13 protein-coding genes are annotated in these 17,349 nt (G+C 66.5%); 1 reads left to right on the top strand and 12 read right to left on the bottom strand.

Annotated elements, in window-relative coordinates; genetic code table 11:
* Nucleotides 1-80: 80 nt before the first annotated feature.
* The 9 genes from zapE to ugpB all read right to left on the bottom strand — a co-directional run bounded on the left by zapE (nucleotide 81) and on the right by ugpB (nucleotide 12,981).
* Nucleotides 81-1,178 carry a cell division protein ZapE gene (gene zapE / locus HTY53_RS20625; protein ID WP_174108433.1) on the bottom strand — a complete coding sequence of 366 codons (1,098 nt, stop codon included), beginning with the start codon at nucleotides 1,176-1,178 and terminating at the stop codon, nucleotides 81-83.
* A gap of 215 nt (nucleotides 1,179-1,393) precedes the next feature.
* Entirely contained in the window at nucleotides 1,394-2,830 is a 1,437-nt protein-coding gene (gene lpdA, locus HTY53_RS20620; protein ID WP_174108432.1) for a dihydrolipoyl dehydrogenase, read from the bottom strand.
* 142 nt (nucleotides 2,831-2,972) lie between these two features.
* Nucleotides 2,973-4,205 carry a 2-oxoglutarate dehydrogenase complex dihydrolipoyllysine-residue succinyltransferase gene (gene odhB / locus HTY53_RS20615; protein WP_174108431.1) on the bottom strand — a complete coding sequence of 411 codons (1,233 nt, stop codon included), beginning with the start codon at nucleotides 4,203-4,205 and terminating at the stop codon, nucleotides 2,973-2,975.
* Between the two features lie 201 nt (nucleotides 4,206-4,406).
* Nucleotides 4,407-7,259, bottom strand: a complete 2,853-nt coding sequence (locus HTY53_RS20610) for a 2-oxoglutarate dehydrogenase E1 component (RefSeq protein WP_174108430.1) — start codon at nucleotides 7,257-7,259, stop codon at nucleotides 4,407-4,409.
* A 374-nt stretch (nucleotides 7,260-7,633) separates the two neighbouring features.
* Entirely contained in the window at nucleotides 7,634-8,434 is an 801-nt protein-coding gene (gene ugpQ, locus HTY53_RS20605; protein WP_174108429.1) for a glycerophosphodiester phosphodiesterase, read from the bottom strand.
* 1 nt (nucleotide 8,435) lies between these two features.
* Complete coding sequence (locus HTY53_RS20600) at nucleotides 8,436-9,560, bottom strand: sn-glycerol-3-phosphate import ATP-binding protein UgpC (protein ID WP_174108428.1); 1,125 nt, start codon at nucleotides 9,558-9,560, stop codon at nucleotides 8,436-8,438.
* A 121-nt stretch (nucleotides 9,561-9,681) separates the two neighbouring features.
* Nucleotides 9,682-10,530 (bottom strand): sn-glycerol-3-phosphate ABC transporter permease UgpE, encoded by an 849-nt coding sequence (gene ugpE / locus HTY53_RS20595; RefSeq protein ID WP_174108427.1) that lies wholly within the window; start codon nucleotides 10,528-10,530, stop codon nucleotides 9,682-9,684.
* 96 nt (nucleotides 10,531-10,626) lie between these two features.
* The gene (ugpA, locus tag HTY53_RS20590; protein ID WP_174108426.1) at nucleotides 10,627-11,508 is read right to left on the bottom strand and encodes a sn-glycerol-3-phosphate ABC transporter permease UgpA; all 882 of its coding nucleotides are present in this window, start codon (nucleotides 11,506-11,508) and stop codon (nucleotides 10,627-10,629) included.
* Between the two features lie 141 nt (nucleotides 11,509-11,649).
* Nucleotides 11,650-12,981 carry a sn-glycerol-3-phosphate ABC transporter substrate-binding protein UgpB gene (gene ugpB / locus HTY53_RS20585; RefSeq protein WP_174108425.1) on the bottom strand — a complete coding sequence of 444 codons (1,332 nt, stop codon included), beginning with the start codon at nucleotides 12,979-12,981 and terminating at the stop codon, nucleotides 11,650-11,652.
* Between the two features lie 219 nt (nucleotides 12,982-13,200).
* On the opposite strand from ugpB, the gene HTY53_RS20580 reads away from it, so the two are divergent.
* Nucleotides 13,201-14,037 (top strand): HAD-IIB family hydrolase, encoded by an 837-nt coding sequence (locus HTY53_RS20580; RefSeq protein WP_174108424.1) that lies wholly within the window; start codon nucleotides 13,201-13,203, stop codon nucleotides 14,035-14,037.
* Between the two features lie 40 nt (nucleotides 14,038-14,077).
* Here the strand turns inward: HTY53_RS20580 and HTY53_RS20575 are convergent, their stop codons facing one another.
* The 3 genes from HTY53_RS20575 to HTY53_RS20565 form a co-directional block, all read right to left on the bottom strand.
* Nucleotides 14,078-15,637, bottom strand: coding sequence for a UxaA family hydrolase (locus tag HTY53_RS20575; RefSeq protein WP_174108423.1), 1,560 nt, complete (start codon nucleotides 15,635-15,637; stop codon nucleotides 14,078-14,080).
* A 75-nt stretch (nucleotides 15,638-15,712) separates the two neighbouring features.
* Nucleotides 15,713-16,729: a tripartite tricarboxylate transporter substrate binding protein gene (locus HTY53_RS20570; protein WP_174108422.1), complete on the bottom strand. Its 1,017-nt coding sequence runs from the start codon at nucleotides 16,727-16,729 to the stop codon at nucleotides 15,713-15,715.
* Between the two features lie 72 nt (nucleotides 16,730-16,801).
* Nucleotides 16,802-17,349: dihydrodipicolinate synthase family protein (locus HTY53_RS20565; protein ID WP_174108421.1), on the bottom strand; the 548-nt coding region annotated here is incomplete at its 5' end.

The following is a 17,349-nucleotide window of genomic DNA, read 5'->3' as shown; positions in this document are numbered from 1 at the left end:
TTGATCCCGGTCAAGACGCACGCAATCGGTACGCCCTGCACCGCCATGCGGCGCGCCGCCGTCCAGGCGGCTCGGGACGCTCAGGCCAGCTCGGTGGCGCCGGTGCGCCGCGGCGCTTCCAGATATTCGCGCGATTGCATCTCGATGATGCGCGAGACCGTGCGATGGAATTCGTTGGCCATCTGGCCTTCGACATAGAGTTCGTCGGGCGGCACCTCGGCCGACATCAGCAGCTTGACCTTGTGGTCGTAGAACACGTCGACCAGCCAGGTGAAGCGGCGCGCTTCCGACGACATCCGCGGCGTCATCTTCGGCACGTCCGACAGGATCACGGTGTGGAAGCGCTCGGCGAGCTCCAGATAGTCGTTCTGCGAACGGGGGCCGCCGCACAGCGTGGCGAAGTCGAACCAGACCACGCCGTTGGCCTTGCGCAGCGCATGCAGTTCGCGCTTCTCGATATGCAGGATCGGCGATTCGTCGGCGATGCCGGCCAGCGCGGCAAAGGCATCCCGCAGCGCCGCGCTGGCCTTGGCGTCCAGCGGCGTGTAGTAGGCCTGCACCTGCTCCAGCGTGCGCTTGCGGTAATCGATGCCGGCATCGACGTTCAGCACGTCGAGCTTGCGCTCGAGCAGCGCGATCGCGGGCAGGATGCGGTCGCGATGCAGCCCGTCCGGATACAGCAGATCCGGGCGGTAGTTCGACGTCATCACGAACTGCACGCCGTTCTCGAACATCTGCTCGAGCAGGCGATGCAGGATCATCGCGTCGGCGACATCGCTGACATGGAATTCATCGAAACAGATCAGCCGGTACTTGCGGGCGATCCGTTTGGCCAGCTCGTCCAGCGGATCGGGCCGGCCGCGCAGTTCCTCGAGCTGGCGATGCACCTCGCGCATGAACTCGTGGAAATGCAGACGGGTCTTCCTGACCACCGGCACGCAGTGGTAGAAGCTGTCCATCAGAAAGGACTTGCCGCGCCCGACCCCGCCCCACAGATAGACGCCCCTGGGCACCTCCGGCCGGATCAGCAGCTTCTTCAGCGCATTGTTGCGCCGCTGCTTGTAGGCGACCCATTCGTCGTAGCACTGCTGCAGCCGCGCCACCGCGCGCAACTGCGCCTCGTCGGACCGATAGCCGCGCTGCTGCAGTTCGTGGTGGTAGTACTCGGTGACGTTCATCGGGGGAAGGAAAGTGTGCGGCAGCGCCTGGTCCAGGCGAGCGGGATGGCACCGCGATACTCCCCTCTCCCGCTTGCGGGAGAGGGGCCGGGGGAGAGAGAAAGCAGCGGCCGATCGACCGGCAGCGCTCTTGCAAGCGCACCTGCCCTCTCCCCAACCCTCTCCCGCAAGCGGGAGAGGGAGCACGGCTGCGCGTCGCAAGCCGTGCCTGCGCCTTACATATTGAGCTGACGCTTGTCCACCGCGAGCGCGGCTTCGCGCATCACCTCGGACATCGACGGGTGCGGATGGCACACGCGGCCGATATCCTCGCTGGCGGCCTTGAACTCCATCGCCACCACGGCTTCGGCGATCAGGTCCGAAGCATTGGCCGCGACCACGTGCACGCCCAGGATCTCGTCGGTCTTCGCATCGGCCAGCATCTTGACGAAGCCGTCCGAGGCGCCCATGCCCAGCGCGCGGCCGTTGGCCACGAACGGGAACTGGCCCGACTTGTACTCGCGGCCCTCGGCCTTGAGCTGCTGCTCGGTCTTGCCGACCCAGGCGATTTCCGGGTAGGTGTAGATCACCCACGGAATGCAGTTGTAGTCGATGTGCGGCTTCTGGCCGGCGATGCGCTCGGCCACGGCCACGCCTTCGTCCTCGGCCTTGTGCGCCAGCATCGGGCCGCGCACCACGTCGCCGATCGCCCACAGGCCCGGCACCGAGGTCGCGCAGTGGTCGTCGACCGGAATGAAGCCGCGCTCGTCGGTACCCAGACCGACGGCGTCCAGACCCAGGTTGTCGGTGTTCGGCACGCGGCCGACCGACACGATCAGGCGATCGACTTCCAGCGTCTGCGCGTTGCCGTCCTTGTCGGTATAGCTGACGGTGACGTTGTTGTCGCCGGTCTTCACCTCATTGACCTTGACGCCCAGGCTGAACTTCAGGCCCTGCTTGGTCAGCAGCTTCTGCGCTTCCTTGGCGACGCCTTCGTCGGCGGCGCCCAGGAACGACGGCAGCGCCTCCAGCACCGTCACGTCGGCACCGAGACGGCGCCACACCGAGCCCAGCTCCAGGCCGATCACGCCGGCGCCGATCACGCCCAGCCTCTTCGGCACTTCGGCGAACTTCAGCGCGCCTTCGTTATCGTTGACCAGCTTGTTGTCGACCGGAATGCCGGGCAGATGGCGGGCCTTGGAACCGGTGGCGATGATCACCTGCTTCGCGGTGATGGTCTCGGTGCCGGCCTTGCCGGCGATCTCGACCTGGAAGCCGTCGGCATTCTTGCCGACGAACTTGCCGAAGCCCTTGAACAGCGTGACCTTGTTCTTGCGGAACAGGAACTCGATGCCCTTGGTCATCTTGCCGACGATATCGTCCTTGCGCTTGAGCATCTTGGCGATATCGACCTTGACGTCGCCCACGGTGATGCCATGGTCGGCCAGGTGGTGCTGCACGTTCTCGACTTCTTCGGACGAGGCCAGCATCGCCTTCGACGGGATGCAGCCGACGTTCAGGCAGGTGCCGCCGAGGCGGGCTTCGCCCTTCGGATCGTCATACGGATTGCCTTCGCAGCAGGCGACGTTCAGGCCAAGCTGGCCCGCGCGGATCGCGGCGATATAGCCGCCGGGGCCCGCGCCGATCACCAGCACGTCGAATTGTTTGCTCATGGGAATTCCTCGTTGCGTCGGCGCGCCCTGCCCGACTCAGGTCGGGGCCGGCGCGCGGCATGGTATTGCGTTCGGTTGGCCGCCGGGCCTGCGCCCGGGCGGCGCGCGGTCCCCGATCGGGAGACCGCGGCGGATGCTGCGATTACAGGTCCAGCAGCAGGCGGGCCGGATCTTCCAGCGCTTCCTTCATCGCCACCAGGCCCAGCACGGCTTCGCGGCCGTCGATGATGCGGTGGTCGTAGGACATCGCCAGGTAGTTCATCGGACGGATCACGATCTGACCGTCTTCGACCACGGCGCGGTCCTTGGTCGCGTGCACGCCGAGGATCGCCGACTGCGGCGGGTTGATGATCGGGGTCGACAGCATCGAGCCGAACACACCGCCGTTCGAGATCGAGAAGGTACCGCCCGACAGCTCGTCCAGCGACAGCTTGCCGTCACGGGCCTTGGCGCCGAACTCGGCGATCTTCTTCTCGATGTCGGCCAGGCTCATCTGGTCGGCGTTGCGCAGAATCGGCACCACCAGGCCACGCGGCGAACCGACCGCGATGCCGATGTCGAAGTAGCCGTGGTAGACGATGTCGTTGCCGTCGACCGAGGCGTTGATGATCGGGTACTTCTTCAGCGCATGCACGGCCGCCTTGACGAAGAACGACATGAAGCCCAGCTTGACGCCGTGTTCCTTCTCGAAGCGGTCCTTGTACTTGTTGCGCAGGTCCATCACCGGCTTCATGTTCACTTCGTTGAAGGTGGTGAGGATGGCGTTGGTCTGTTGCGATTGCAGCAGGCGCTCGGCGATACGGGCGCGCAGGCGGCTCATCGGCACGCGCTCTTCCGGACGATCGCCCAGTGTGGCGAAGTCGACCGGGGCGGACACTTGCTGCAGGGCCGGCTTGGCGGCCGGAGCCGGCGCGGCCTTGGCCGCGGGTGCCGAACCGGCGGCGAGCACGTCGCCCTTGGTGATGCGGCCATCCTTGCCGGTGCCGGCAACCTGGCCGGCCGACAGACCCTGCTCGGCCATCAGCTTCGCGGCCGCCGGCATCGCCACGGCGCCGGCGGCGGCGGGAGCGGCGGCAGCCGGTGCGGCGGCCGGGGCGGGCGCGGCGGCAGCGGGAGCGGCGGCGCCAGCGGTGGCTTCGGTATCGATCTTGGCGATGACTTCATCGGCCGTCACGGTGTCGCCGTCGTTCTTGACGATCTGCGACAGCACGCCTGCGGAGGGTGCCGGCACTTCGAGCACGACCTTGTCGGTCTCGATTTCGATCAGGATTTCGTCCTGGGCGACGGCTTCACCGGGCTTCTTCTTCCAGTTCAGCAGGGTCGCCTCGGCGACGGATTCGGACAGTTGCGGGACCTTGACGTCAACAATGGCCATGGTGTGAGTTTCCTCGGTAAATGCGTGTATGCAGCGGTATTCGGGACGAACCGGCGCAGTCGTGACTAAGGGAGGCGACTGGCGCGGTCCGATGCGGTTCGATGCGATGCGATCGGGGATTGCGCGGGCGCACGTGCAAGCACGGCGGCGAGCGCAGCGCGGCAGGGCCCGCCAACCGGCGCGCCCTGCCCGCACTGGCGCTTACTTGCTCAGCACGAAGCCCTTGAGCTTGGAGAACGCCGCATCGAGCAGCGCCTTCTGTTGCTCGTTGTGCTTGGCGTAGTAGCCCACGGCCGGCGAAGCCGACGCCGGACGGCCGGCATAGCCCAGCTTCTGCCCTTCCGTCATGTTCTCCATGATGTAGTGCTGGACGAAGAACCAGGCGCCCTGGTTCTGCGGCTCGTCCTGGCACCACACGATCTCGGTGGCGTTCGGATACTTCTTCAGTTCGGCGGCCACCGCCTTGTGCGGGAACGGATAGAGCTGCTCGAGGCGGATGATGGCGACATCGCTGGCGCCCCGCTCCTTGCGCGTCGCGACCAGGTCGTAATAGACCTTGCCCGAGCACATGATCACGCGCTTGACCTTGCTGGCGTTCAGCTCCTCGTGTTCGCCGATCACGGTCTCGAAATGGCCCTTGGCCAGATCCGACAGCGGCGACACCGCGTCCTTGTTACGCAGCAGCGACTTCGGCGTCATGATGACCAGCGGCTTGCGGAACAGCCGGATCATCTGACGGCGCAGCAGGTGGAAGATCTGCGCCGGCGTGGTCGGCTGGCAGACCTGCATATTGTGGTCCGCGCACAGCTGCAGGAAACGCTCGATGCGCGCCGAGCTGTGTTCCGGACCCTGGCCTTCGTAGCCGTGCGGCAGCATCAGCGTCAGGCCCGAGGCGCGGCCCCACTTGACTTCGCCCGACGAGATGAACTGGTCGATCACGACCTGCGCGCCATTGACGAAGTCGCCGAACTGGGCTTCCCAGATCACCAGCGCGTTCGGCTCGGCGGTCGAGTAGCCGTATTCGAAGCCCAGCACCGCTTCCTCGGACAGCACCGAGTCGATCACGGTGAACGGGGCCTGGCCTTCGGAGACGTTCTGCAGCGGCACGTACGTACCGGCATCCCAGCGTTCGCGGTTCTGGTCATGCAGCACCGCGTGGCGGTGCGTGAAGGTGCCGCGGCCGGCGTCCTGGCCGGTGATGCGGACCGGATAGCCCGATGCCACCAGCGAGGCGAAGGCCAGGTGCTCGCCCATGCCCCAATCCAGCGGCTGATCGCCGCGGCCCATGTTGGCGCGGTCCTTGATCACCTTCTCGACCAGCGGATGCAGCTTGAACTGTTCGGGGATCGTGGTGATCCGCTCGGCCAGGCGCTTCAGTTCGGTCACCGGCACGGCGGTGTCGGCGGCGTCGGTCCACTTGCGGTTCAGGAACGGCATCCAGTCGACCGCGAACTTGTTCTTGAAGTTCGACAGCACCGGATCGACCGTGTGCTTGCCCGCGTCCATCGCGGCGCGGTAGGCCTTGACCAGCTCGTCGCCGAACTCGGCCGGCACCACGTTCTGCGTGGCCAGCTTGTCGGCGTAGACCTTGCGGGTGCCCGGATGCTGCGAGATCTTCTTGTACATCAGCGGCTGCGTGACCGCCGGGGTGTCCTGCTCGTTGTGACCTAGCTTGCGGAAGCAGATGATGTCGACCACGACATCCTTCTTGAACTCCATGCGGTAGTCCACCGCCAGCTGCATCGCGAACACGACCGCTTCGGGATCGTCGCCGTTGACGTGCAGCACCGGCGCTTCGATCATCTTGACCACGTCGGTACAGTACAGCGTCGAACGCGCGTCGCGCGGGTCCGAGGTGGTGAAGCCGATCTGGTTGTTGATCACGATGTGCATCGTGCCGCCGGTACCGTAGCCGCGGGTCTGGGCCAGGTTCAGCGTTTCCATCACGACGCCCTGGCCGGCGAAGGCCGCGTCGCCGTGCACCTGCACCGGCAGCACTTCGCGATGGCCGGCTTCGCCGCGGCGCTCCTGGCGCGCCTTGGCCGAGCCCTCGACCACCGGGTTGACGATTTCCAGGTGCGACGGGTTGAACGCGAGCGACAGGTGGACCGGGCCGCCTTCCGTCGACACATCGCTGGAGAAGCCCTTGTGGTACTTGACGTCGCCTGCCGGCAGATCGTCGACGTGCTTGCCTTCGAATTCGGCGAACAGGTCCGCGGGCATCTTGCCCAGGGTGTTGACCAGCACGTTCAGGCGGCCGCGGTGGGCCATGCCGATGACGATTTCCTGCACGCCCTGCTTGCCGGCGCGCTGGATCAGCTCGTCCATCGCGGCGATGAAGCTCTCGCCGCCTTCGAGCGAGAAGCGCTTCTGACCGACGTACTTGGTATGCAGGAAGCGCTCCAGGCCTTCGGCGGCAGTCAGGCGCTCGAGGATGTGCTTCTTCTTCTCGGCCGTGAACACCGGACGGGCGCGCGTCGATTCGAGGCGCTCCTGCCACCAGCGCTTCTGCGCCTGGTCGCTGATGTACATGAATTCGGCGCCAATGCTGCTGCAATACGTCTCGCGCAGGTTCTGCAGCAGTTCGCGCAGACTCATCGTCTCCTTGCCGAAATACGTGTTGCTGGCATTGAAGACGATGTCGAGGTCGGCCTCGGAGAAGCCGTAGAAGGCGGGATCCAGATCCGGCAGGGGCGGACGCTCCTGGCGCTTGAGCGGATCGAGGTCGGCCCAGTGCGAACCGATATTGCGGTAGGCGGCGATCAGTTGGGTCGCGGCGACGCGCTTGCGGCCCATGTCGGCATCGGCCGAGGCGACGATGGTGCGGATCGGGCCCTGCTTGGCGCGCTCGGCAAACGAGGCGACGATCGGGGCGTGGGGAATATCTCGGGAGGCGGTGCCGTTCGCGGCCGGCACGTTCTGCATCGCGTCGAAGTACGCGCGCCAGTTGTCGGGGACCGAGGCGGGATTCTGGAGGTAGGCTTCGTACAGCTCTTCCACGTACGGCGCGTTGCCGCCGAAGAGGTACGAATTGCTCTGATACTGCTGCATCATGGGGCGCTCACTATTCTTCGGGTATGCCGAAGTTAAGCGGGTTTATCAACCTTCCGCGACACGGCTTGACCGGTTAGCGGATTGCAAACAACTCTTGAAGGCCCCTAAGCAAACGGCACCACTGGGGTGCCGGCGCGCAGAAGCCCGGAAGGGCAAGTTGTGCGGGGAAGGACCTTAAGTCTTCACTGCGCGTAAGAATAGCACGTTTGCGCAAACGTCCATCGCTCTTTTCCTGTAGTGCAACACCGATCCAACGGTTTCCCGCGGTATTGCACGCCTTGCCGGTTTTCCCCGCCCATAACCCCGTGCACTTTGGGGAATGGCTGTTGCGAAATGCCGTCGATTTCTTTCAGACGGCTTTCATTCCGTCGTCTTTAACCAGCCGATATTCCCTCGCACGGCGCGATCCGGTCGACCGCGTCGGTAATCACCGCGTCGACGCCCCATTCCAGCAGCGCCGCGGCACGGTCCGGATCGTTGACGGTATAGCAGGCGACCCGATATCCGGCCTGGTGCGCAGCTTCAATCACATTTCGATCCAGCTCTCGATGGTTGGCGTCCAGCGCAACGCAGCCCAGCCGTGCCAGCCGGTCCAGCCAGTCGGCCGGCAGCGTGTCGAGCAGCAGCGCGCGCGGCAGGTCGGGCGCGACCCGGCGCGCGGCCTCGAGCGCCGCCTCCGAGAACGACGACAGCAGCGGCGGCACGGCGGCGCCGGCCCACAGCGCCAGCGCGTCGAGCGCCACCGCGGCGCCGGTGCGGGCCTCGGTGCCGGGCACCGGCTTGATCTCGATATTGACGTGCAGGCCGTTGGCGCGCGTGTAGGCCGCGATCGCCGCCAGCGTCGGAATCGGTTCGCCGGCGTACGTCGGGCTGTGCCAGCTGCCGGCGTCGAGCTGCGCCAGTTCGCCCAGCGTCAGCGCATCGGCGCGGCCGCGGCCGCTGGTGGTGCGCTCCAGCGTGGCGTCGTGCAGCAGCACCGGCTTGCCGTCGGCCGACAGCTTGACGTCGAATTCGAACATCCGATAGCCGAACGATGCGCCGTGGCGGAAGGCCGCCAGCGTGTTCTCCGGCGCCAGCTTGCCGGCGCCGCGATGGGCGATCGTGCGCGGATAGGGCCAGGGCGGCAGCGTGGCCTCGGCGGTCCTTGCATCGGCGGACTGGCGGTCGGCTGCCATCTCAGGCCTCGATCCGCTTGCCGCTGGCGTGGTCGAAGAAGTGCAGATGGTCGCTCGATGCCGTCACCGGCAGCTTCTCGCCGGCCCGCACGGGCATATGGCTGTCCAGCCGGACCACCACCTGCTGGCCGCCGAGCGTGCCGTAGGCGAACGAGTCCGCCCCCAGCGCCTCGACCACGCGCACGTCGATCTGGGCGATGGCTTCCTGAGCGGCGCAGGGTTCCAGATGTTCGGGCCGCAAACCCAGCAGCGCCCGCTGCGGCAGATGCAGGCCCATCGGCAGATGGCCGAGCGTCGCGTCGGACGGCTGGCCGTCCGGGCCCAGCACGCGCATCGGCGCGTCTGATGGCACACCGGAAGGCGCCGTGCCCTGCCCCGCTTCGTTGCGCACTACCGGAATCAGGTTCATCGGCGGCGAGCCGATAAAGCCGGCGACGAAGATGCTGGCCGGCCGCGCATAGACCTCGAGCGGCGTGCCGATCTGCTCCACGCGCCCGCCGTTGAGCACCATCATCCGGTCGGCCAGCGTCATCGCCTCGACCTGATCGTGCGTGACATACAGGCTGGTGGTGCGCAGGCGCCGATGCAGCTCCTTCAGTTCCAGCCGCATCTGCACGCGCAGCTTGGCGTCGAGGTTCGACAGCGGCTCATCGAACAGGAACACCGCCGGCTCGCGCACGATCGCGCGCCCCATCGCCACCCGCTGGCGCTGGCCGCCCGACAGCTGGCGCGGCTTGCGCTCGAGCAGCGGCGCCAGTTCGAGGATGCCGGCCGCATGGCGCACGCGCTGTTCGATCTCGGCCTTGGGCATCCCGCGGATCTTGAGACCGTACGCCATGTTGTCGTAGACGGTCATGTGCGGATAGAGCGCGTAGTTCTGGAACACCATCGCGATATCGCGCTCGGCCGGCTCCAGCTGATTGACCACGCGGCCGCCGATATGGACTTCGCCGCCGGTGATGGTCTCCAGCCCCGCGACCATCCGCAGCAGCGTCGACTTGCCGCAGCCCGACGGCCCGACGATCACGACGAACTCGCCATCGTCGACTTCCATGTCGATGCCATGCACGGCGGCGACATTGCCGGCGTAGGTCTTCTGAACGTTTCGGAGCGACAGTTTTGCCATGTGTTTCTGTTGTTCGATATCGATCGATTCGGCCGATTGGCTGCGTTGTCTTGCTCTCCTCTCCCGCATTGCGGGAGAGGAGTTGGGGAGAGGGGTTGGAGAGAGGGGGAGAAAACCGTCGTTACTTCTCGGTCTCCACCAATCCCTTCACAAACCACTTCTGCATCAGGATCACCACCACCGCCGGCGGGATCATCGCCAGCATCACGGTCGCCATCACCAGGTTCCAGTCGGTGGCGGCATCGCCCGAGCGCGAGATCATCTGCGTGACGCCGACCACTACCGGGATCATCGACTTCTGCGTGGTGATCAGCAGCGGCCACAGGTACTGGTTCCAGCCGTAGATGAACTGGATCACGAACAGCGCCGCGATGCTGGTCTTGGACAGCGGCAGCAGCACGTCGAGGAAGAAGCGCATCGGCCCCGCCCCGTCGATGCGCGCGGCCTCGGCCAGTTCGTCCGGCACCGTCAGGAAGAACTGGCGGAACAGGAAGGTCGCGGTGGCCGAGGCGATCAGCGGCACCGTCAGGCCGACATAGCTGTCGAGCATGCCCAGGTCCGACACCACCTCGTAGGTCGGCAGGATGCGCACCTCCACCGGCAGCATCAGCGTGATGAAGATCATCCAGAAGAAGGTCTTGCGCAGCGGGAACTTGAAGTACACCACCGCGAAGGCCGAGATGATCGAGATCGCGATCTTGCCCAGCGAGATGCCCAGCGCCATGATCATGCTGTTCATCAGCATGGTGGACACTGGGGCCGCCGCCACGCCGACGCCCTCGAACAGCACGGTGCGGTAGTTCTCCAGCAGATGCGGGCCCGGCATCAGCGTCATCGGCGCGTCCAGCACCTCCTCGGCGGTCAGCGTCGAGGCGACGAAGGTCACATAGACCGGGAAGGCCACGATCAGGATGCCGACGATCAGCACCACGTGGGTCAGGAAATCGAGGAAGGGACGCCGCTCTACCATGTGGGATACCTGTCTGCCGTCTGCGTTGCGGTCCTCATAGCGGTCTTCATTGCGGTCTTCGTTGCGGTCTTCGATGCAGTATTCATCGGTTGCCGCTCAATACTGGACGCGCCGCTCGACGTAGCGGAACTGCACCACCGTCAGCGCGATCACGATCGCCATCAGAATCACCGACTGCGCCGCCGAGCCGCCGATGTCCATGCCGCGGAAGCCGTCGTGATAGACCTTGTAGACCAGCGTGTTGGTCGAATTGAACGGCCCGCCATGGGTGACCGCGTCGATGATGGCGAAGGTGTCGAAGAACGCGTACACCACGTTGATCACCATCAGGAAAAAGGTGGTCGGCGACAGCAGCGGGAACACGATCGACCAGAAGCGGCGCCACGGCCCGGCGCCGTCGATCGCGGCGGCCTCGATCAGCGAGCGCGGAATGCTCTGCAGCCCGGCCAGGAAGAACAGGAAGTTGTAGCTGACCTGCTTCCACGCCGCGGCGATGATCACCAGCAGCATGGCCTGGTCGCCGTTGAGCAGGAAGTTCCAGTCCACTCCCCCCTTGCGCAGCATGTACGAGACGATGCCCAGCGTCGGGTTGAACAGGAACATCCACAGCACGCCCGCGACCGCCGGCGCCACCGCGTACGGCCAGATCAGCAGGGTCTTGTAGGCGACCGCGCCGCGCAGCGCGCGATCGGCGAAATACGCCAGCAGCAGCGCGAACGACATGCCCAGCAGCGCCACGCCAAACGCGAAGATCGCGGTCACGCGGAACGACTCGAGGTAGTTCGGGTCGTTCCACAGCGTCATAAAGTTGGCCGCGCCGACGTATTCGAGGCTGATGCCGAACGCATCCTGCTGCAGCACCGACTGGTACAGCGCCTGGCCCGCAGGCCAGAAGAAGAAGATCAGCGTGATGGCGATCTGCGGCAAGACCAGCAGATACGGCAGCCAGGGCGAACGGAAGACGACGCGTTTTTCCATGCGTGGCGAATGCAAAGGAGCGCCGTCGCGGCGCCCCGGAGGAATCGGACCTGCCGCCGCACGAGGACGGCGGCAGGTGCGCGACAGAATCGCAGGCGGCCGACCGGCGCGCGAACCGCGGCGCCGATCGCTGGTTGCCGCTTACTCCTTGGCGGTGCGCTGGAAGCGCTCGAGCAGCTCGTTGCCGCGCTTGACCGCGGTATCGAGCGCTTCCTTGGGCTCCTTCTTGCCGGCCCAGACCGCCTCGAGTTCCTCGTCGACCACGGTGCGCACCTGGACCATGTTGCCCAGCCGCACGCCACGCGACTTGTCGGTGGTCTTGACGACCATCTGCTGCACCGACACGTCGGCGCCCGGATTCTTCTCGTAGAAGCCGGACTTTTTGGTCAGCTCATAGGCCGCCGTCGTGACCGGCAGATAGCCGGTGGCCTGATGCCAGTCGGCCTGCACCTCGGGGCGCGACAGGAAGCTGAAGAACTTCGCCACGCCCTTGTATTCCTCGGGCTTGCGGCCGGCCATCACCCACAGCGAGGCGCCGCCGATGATGGTGTTCTGCGGAGCGCCCTCGACATCCGGGTAGTACGGCAGTTGCGACACGCCAAAGGCGAACTTGGCGTTCTTGCGCACGTTGGCAAGCGTCGCCGACGAGCCGGTGAACATCGCGCACTCGCCATTGAAGAACTTCGCGCCCGACTCCGCCTTGCGGCCGCCGTAGCTGAAGTAGCCCTTCTTGACCATGTCCTGCAGATTGCCGATGTGCTTGACGTGCAGCGGGCTGTTGAACACCAGACGCGTATCGGTGCCGCCGAAGCCGTTGTTCTTGGTGGCGTACAGCGTGTTGTGCCAGGCCGAGAAGCTCTCGAGGTGGACCCAGCCCTGCCAGTCGGTGGTGTAGGCGCAGTTGCCGCCCGAGGCCTTGATCTTGGCCGAGTACTGCATCACCTCGGGCCAGGTCCTGGGCGGTTTCTCGGGATCGAGGCCGGCCTTCTTGAAGGCGTCCTTGTTGTAGTAGAAGACCGTGGTCGAGCTGTTGAACGGGAACGACAGCATCTCGCCTTTGGCGGACGTGTAGTAGCCCGCCACCGCCGGGATATAGACCTTCTGGTCGAACTTCTCGCCGGCTTCCTTCATCACGGTCGAGACCGGCTTGATCGCGCCCTTGGCGCTCATCATGGTGGCGGTGCCGACCTCGAACACCTGCAGGATCGCCGGGGCGCTGCCGGCGCGGAAGGCGGCAATGCCCGCCGCCAGGGTCTCGTCGTAGTTGCCCTTGTTGACCGGCACGACCTTGTACTCGGTCTGGCTGGCATTGAACTTGTTGGCGACCTCATTGACCTTGTCGTTCAGCGCGCCCTGCATCGCATGCCACCATTGGACTTCGACGGCGGCGTGCGCGGCGCCGGTGGCGCTCAGCGCGGCCACGGCGGCGGCCGCGGCGGCCAGCTTGACGGTGATACTGCGGCGGATGGTCATCGACGGCTCTCCTCTTTATTGCGTCACCCAGTCGGAAACCGGCTGAATGTATGCATTTTTTGTGACAAGCGGATGTTACTCCGCTCACGCGCGCCGAGAAACCGAGCGTTTCTACCAATGTCCAGGCCGGCTCGCGGTCGATTCGGGCCGGTGGCAAGCAAGATGACAGCGCCGTGACTTAGCTTAGGCCACCGTGACCGCGAGGTACAATGCGCCGCCATGTCGACCCCGCAAACCCCCCCCGCCCTCCCCGCCCTGCCGGTCTTCCCCGCCTCGCTGCCCGCCGCGGCGCTGCGCCGCGTGCGCGGCGTGCTGACCGATATCGACGGCACGCTGACCACCGCGGGCCGCCTGCCGGCGCAGACCTATCTGGCGATCGAGCGCCTGCGGCACGCCGGCCTGCAGGTGATCCCCGTCACCGGCCGCTGCATCGCCTGGGCCGAGATCCTGACGCGGCTGTGGCCGGTCGACGCGATCATCGGCGAGAACGGCGCCTTCTACTCGCATCTGCGCGACGGGCGCCTGGTCACGCGCTTTATCGACGACGCGCCAACGCGCGCGCACAACCTGCGGCGCATCCACGAGCTGGGCGAAAGGATCCTGCGGGAAGTGCCCGGCTGCGCGCTGGCGTCCGACCAGCACTGGCACGCCGCCGACCTGGCCATCGATCACGCCGAGGACGTCGCGCCGCTGCCGCCCGCGGCGGTGGACCGTATCGTCGCGCTGATGCACGAGGCCGGCATGACGGCCACCGTCAGCTCGATCCATGTCAACGGCTGGTTCGGCCAGCACGACAAGCTCAGTACCAGCCGCCTGTGCGCGGCCGAACTGCTCGGCGCCGATCTGGACGCGCAGCGCGACGAATGGGTGTTCATCGGCGACTCGGCCAACGATGCGTCGATGTTCGCCCACTTCCCGCTGTCGGTCGGCGTGGCCAATGTGCGCGAGATCCTGCCGCTGCTGCCGGTGCCGCCGGCCTATGTGACCGAGGCCCCTGGCGGCGAAGGCTTTGCCGAGATGGTGGACGCGCTGCTGGCAGCGCGGGACGCCGGCTAGAGGCCCGGCCCCGGCATCAGCTCATCAGCTCATCAGCTCATCAGCTCATGATGCCGATGTGCCACGGCACGAACTCGTTGTCGCCCAGCCCCAGCAATTCACTCTTCGAACGCTGCCCCGAGGCGGTGCGCAGCATCAGCTGGAAGATCTCCTCGCCGACCTGCTCGATGGTCTTCTCGCCGTCGAGGATGGTGCCGCAGTTCAGGTCCATGTCTTCTTCCAGCCGGCGGTACATCGGCGAATTGGTGGCCAGCTTGACGCTGGGCACCGGCTTGGCGCCGAACATCGAGCCCCGCCCGGTGGTGAACGCGATCAGGTTGGCGCCGCCGGCGATCTGCCCGGTCGCCGATACCGGGTCGTAGCCGGGCGTATCCATGAAGACCAGGCCGTGCTCGGTCACCGGCTCGGCATAGCGGTAGACCGCCATCAGCGGACCGGTGCCGCCCTTCATCGACGAGCCCAGCGACTTTTCGAAGATGTTCGCCAGCCCGCCCATCTGGTTGCCCGGGCTGACCTGCCCGTTGATCTGCACGTCCCGCCCGACCGAATACTCGTCCTTCCACCAGCGGATCCGCTCGACCAGCTTCTCGCCGACCGCGCGGCTGACGGCCCGCCGCGTCAGCGTGTGCTCGACGCCATAGATCTCCGGCGTCTCCGACAGGATCGCGGTGCCGCCGTGGCGCACCAGCAGGTCCACCGCCGCGCCCAGCGCCGGATTGGCGGTGATCGACGAGAAGCCGTCCGAGCCGCCGCACTGCAGGCCCACCGTCAGGTGGCTGGCCGGTACCGGCCGGCGCTCGACGCGGTTGGCCTCGGGCAGCAGCGCCAGCACGGCCGCGATGCCGGCCTCGATGGTCTTGCGAGTGCCGCCGCTGTCCTGCATCACGAAGGTCCGCAGCAAGGGGCCGTCCTGCAGCGACTGCGTCTCGAGCAGGCCCTTGAGCTGGTTGCGCTCGCAGCCCAGCCCGACGATCAGCGCGCCGCCGAGATTGGCATGGCGCGCGTAGCCGGCCATGGTCCGCCGCAGCAGGTCCATCGGTTCGCCGGTCATCTCCATGCCGCAGCCGAGCGAATGGCTGAAGGCGACCACGCCATCGACATTGGGATAGTCGGCCAGCCGCTCGGGCGTGAACCACTGCGCGATCTTGCGCACCACGGTGGCCGAACAATTGACCGTCGACAGGATGCCGACATAGTTGCGCGTGGCGACGCGCCCATCGGGCCGCACGATGCCGTCGAACATGGCCTGACGCGAAGCGGGCACGCGCTCGACCGGCACATAGTCGCGGCCGTAGGCGTAGTCGCGCTCGTACTCCTGGAAGCTCACGTTGTGCGAATGCACGTAGCTGCCGGGCGCGATGTCGGTCGCCGCGAAGCCGATGCAGACGTTGTACTTGACGATCGGCTCGCCGGCGCGGATCGCCCGCGCGGCGATCTTGTGACCGGCCGGCACCTGGCTGCGCGTGGTCCAGGTCTGGCCCGGCACCTGCGCACCGATGCCGACATCCATGCGCGCGACCAGGACATTGTCGGCGGGATGCAGGCGGATGCAGGGGCCCAGCAGGGTCTTGTCTTGGCGAATCGTGTGGCCAGCTTCCATACGGCGCTTGTTTCCGTGTTTTGTGGACGAGAACGAGATCGGGATCGGGATCGGATGGGGGGACGGCAAGCGGCCTTATTCCGGCCGGATATTCGACGCCTTCACCACCGCCGCCCATCTGGGCACTTCGCCGGTCATGAACTTGCCGAACTGCTCGGGATTGGTGCCCAGGATATTCAGCCCCTGCTCGACGAATTTGGCGCGCAGCGCCGGCTCCTTCAGCGCCCTGGCCACCTCGTCGCTGATTCGCGCGGCGATCGGGCGCGGCGTGCTGGCGGGCAGGAACAGGCCATACCAGGTCAGCACCTCGAAGTCCTTCAGACCGGCCTCGGCGACCGTCGGCACCTGCGGCAGGCTCGGCGCGCGCGCCAGGCTCGACACCGCGATCGCCTTCAGCTTGCCGGACTGGATGAACGGCGCGGCCACCGGTACGTTGGCGAACATCACCGGCACGTTGCCGGCGATCACGTCGGTCAGCGCGGCGGACTCGCCCTTGTACGGCACGTGCGTCAGCTTGATGCCGCTCATCGTGTTGAACAGCTCGCCGGCGATATGCTGCGGGCCGCCGGGGCCGGACGACGCGTAGCTGGTCAGCTTGCCGGCGCGCACCAGATCGGCGACCTCCTTCACCGTGGTGGCGGGCACCGACGGATTGACCACCATCACCAGCGGCATCGACACCACCTGCGTGACCGGCATGAAGTCCTTCAGCGGATCGAACGGCAGCTTCGCGTACATGCTCGGCGCGATCACCATGGTCGACTGCGAGGCCAGCATCATCGAATAGCCGTCGGCCGGCGACTGCGCGACGTTCGACGCCGCGATGGTGCCGGTCGCGCCGGGCCGGTTCTCGACCACGATCGATTGCCCCATCTGCTTGGACAGCTGCGCGCCGAGCTGGCGCGCGACGATGTCGGCGCCGCCGCCGGGAGCAAAGCCGACGACCACGCGAATCGGCTTGCTGGGAAAGGCCTCGGTGGCGGCCGCCGCCGGCATGGCCGTGATCGCGGTCATCGCGAGTCCGGCCGCGCCGGCGCACAAGGCGAGGCGAAGGCCGGCAAACCGACGGCATGGCTGGGTGGCAAACATCATGGCTGTCTCCTGGGGTGTCGTTGTTGGTGTTGGGGATGCTTGTTGCGATGGTCCTGCTGGCTTGCGATTCGATCAGGCCGCGAGCCGGTCGGCGCCCGGCATCGCGAAGCCCAGCGCATCGAGCGCCTGCGCCAGCATCGCGCGCTGCGCCTCCTGCAGTTCGGTCAGCGGCGGCCGCACCGTGCGCCAGCCGCCGTCGGCGCTCTGCACCGCGATCGCCTCCTTCATCGCGGCGATCATCGGGAACTGCTGGAACGCCGCACGCGTGCGGTTCAGCGCGGCCTGCCGCGCATCGGCGTCCGGCGCCTGCCAGTTGGCATACAGGTCGACAATCGGCGCGGGATTGACATTGCCGGTGGCGGTGATGCAGCCCGCCCCACCCGCGCGCATGGTCTCCAGCAGGATGGCCTCGGTACCGGCGAACACATCGAAGCCGCGCGCGCCGAAGCGCTCGATCATCGCGCGCGTGTTGGCGAGGTCGCCCGAGCTGTCCTTGATGCCGGCCACGATGCCCGGATAGGCGGTCAACAGCCGATCGATCAGGTCCAGGCCAAGCGGCACCTGGCTGACCGCGGGGATGTGATACAGGTAGACGCGCAGCCGCCTATCGCCTTCCGCCC

Source organism: Cupriavidus gilardii, from assembly GCF_013314895.1.
In the GTDB taxonomy this organism is placed as follows: domain Bacteria; phylum Pseudomonadota; class Gammaproteobacteria; order Burkholderiales; family Burkholderiaceae; genus Cupriavidus; species Cupriavidus gilardii_C.
The sequence above is the reverse complement of the archived record's forward strand: the minus strand, read 5'-3'. Positions and strand labels throughout refer to the sequence as shown.

Bases quoted from the DNA above. Each gene is read 5' to 3' on its own strand.
- HTY53_RS20610 (WP_174108430.1), bottom strand. From the start codon at position 7,259: ATGATGCAGCAGTATCAGAGCAATTCGTACCTCTTCGGCGGCAACGCG.
- HTY53_RS20600 (WP_174108428.1), bottom strand. From the start codon at position 9,560: ATGGCAAAACTGTCGCTCCGAAACGTTCAGAAGACCTACGCCGGCAAT.
- ugpA (WP_174108426.1), bottom strand. From the start codon at position 11,508: ATGGAAAAACGCGTCGTCTTCCGTTCGCCCTGGCTGCCGTATCTGCTG.
- ugpQ (WP_174108429.1), bottom strand. From the start codon at position 8,434: ATGGCAGCCGACCGCCAGTCCGCCGATGCAAGGACCGCCGAGGCCACG.
- HTY53_RS20575 (WP_174108423.1), bottom strand. From the start codon at position 15,637: ATGGAAGCTGGCCACACGATTCGCCAAGACAAGACCCTGCTGGGCCCC.
- lpdA (WP_174108432.1), bottom strand. From the start codon at position 2,830: ATGAGCAAACAATTCGACGTGCTGGTGATCGGCGCGGGCCCCGGCGGC.
- HTY53_RS20570 (WP_174108422.1), bottom strand. From the start codon at position 16,729: ATGATGTTTGCCACCCAGCCATGCCGTCGGTTTGCCGGCCTTCGCCTC.
- odhB (WP_174108431.1), bottom strand. From the start codon at position 4,205: ATGGCCATTGTTGACGTCAAGGTCCCGCAACTGTCCGAATCCGTCGCC.
- HTY53_RS20580 (WP_174108424.1), top strand. From the start codon at position 13,201: ATGTCGACCCCGCAAACCCCCCCCGCCCTCCCCGCCCTGCCGGTCTTC.
- ugpB (WP_174108425.1), bottom strand. From the start codon at position 12,981: ATGACCATCCGCCGCAGTATCACCGTCAAGCTGGCCGCCGCGGCCGCC.
- ugpE (WP_174108427.1), bottom strand. From the start codon at position 10,530: ATGGTAGAGCGGCGTCCCTTCCTCGATTTCCTGACCCACGTGGTGCTG.
- zapE (WP_174108433.1), bottom strand. From the start codon at position 1,178: ATGAACGTCACCGAGTACTACCACCACGAACTGCAGCAGCGCGGCTAT.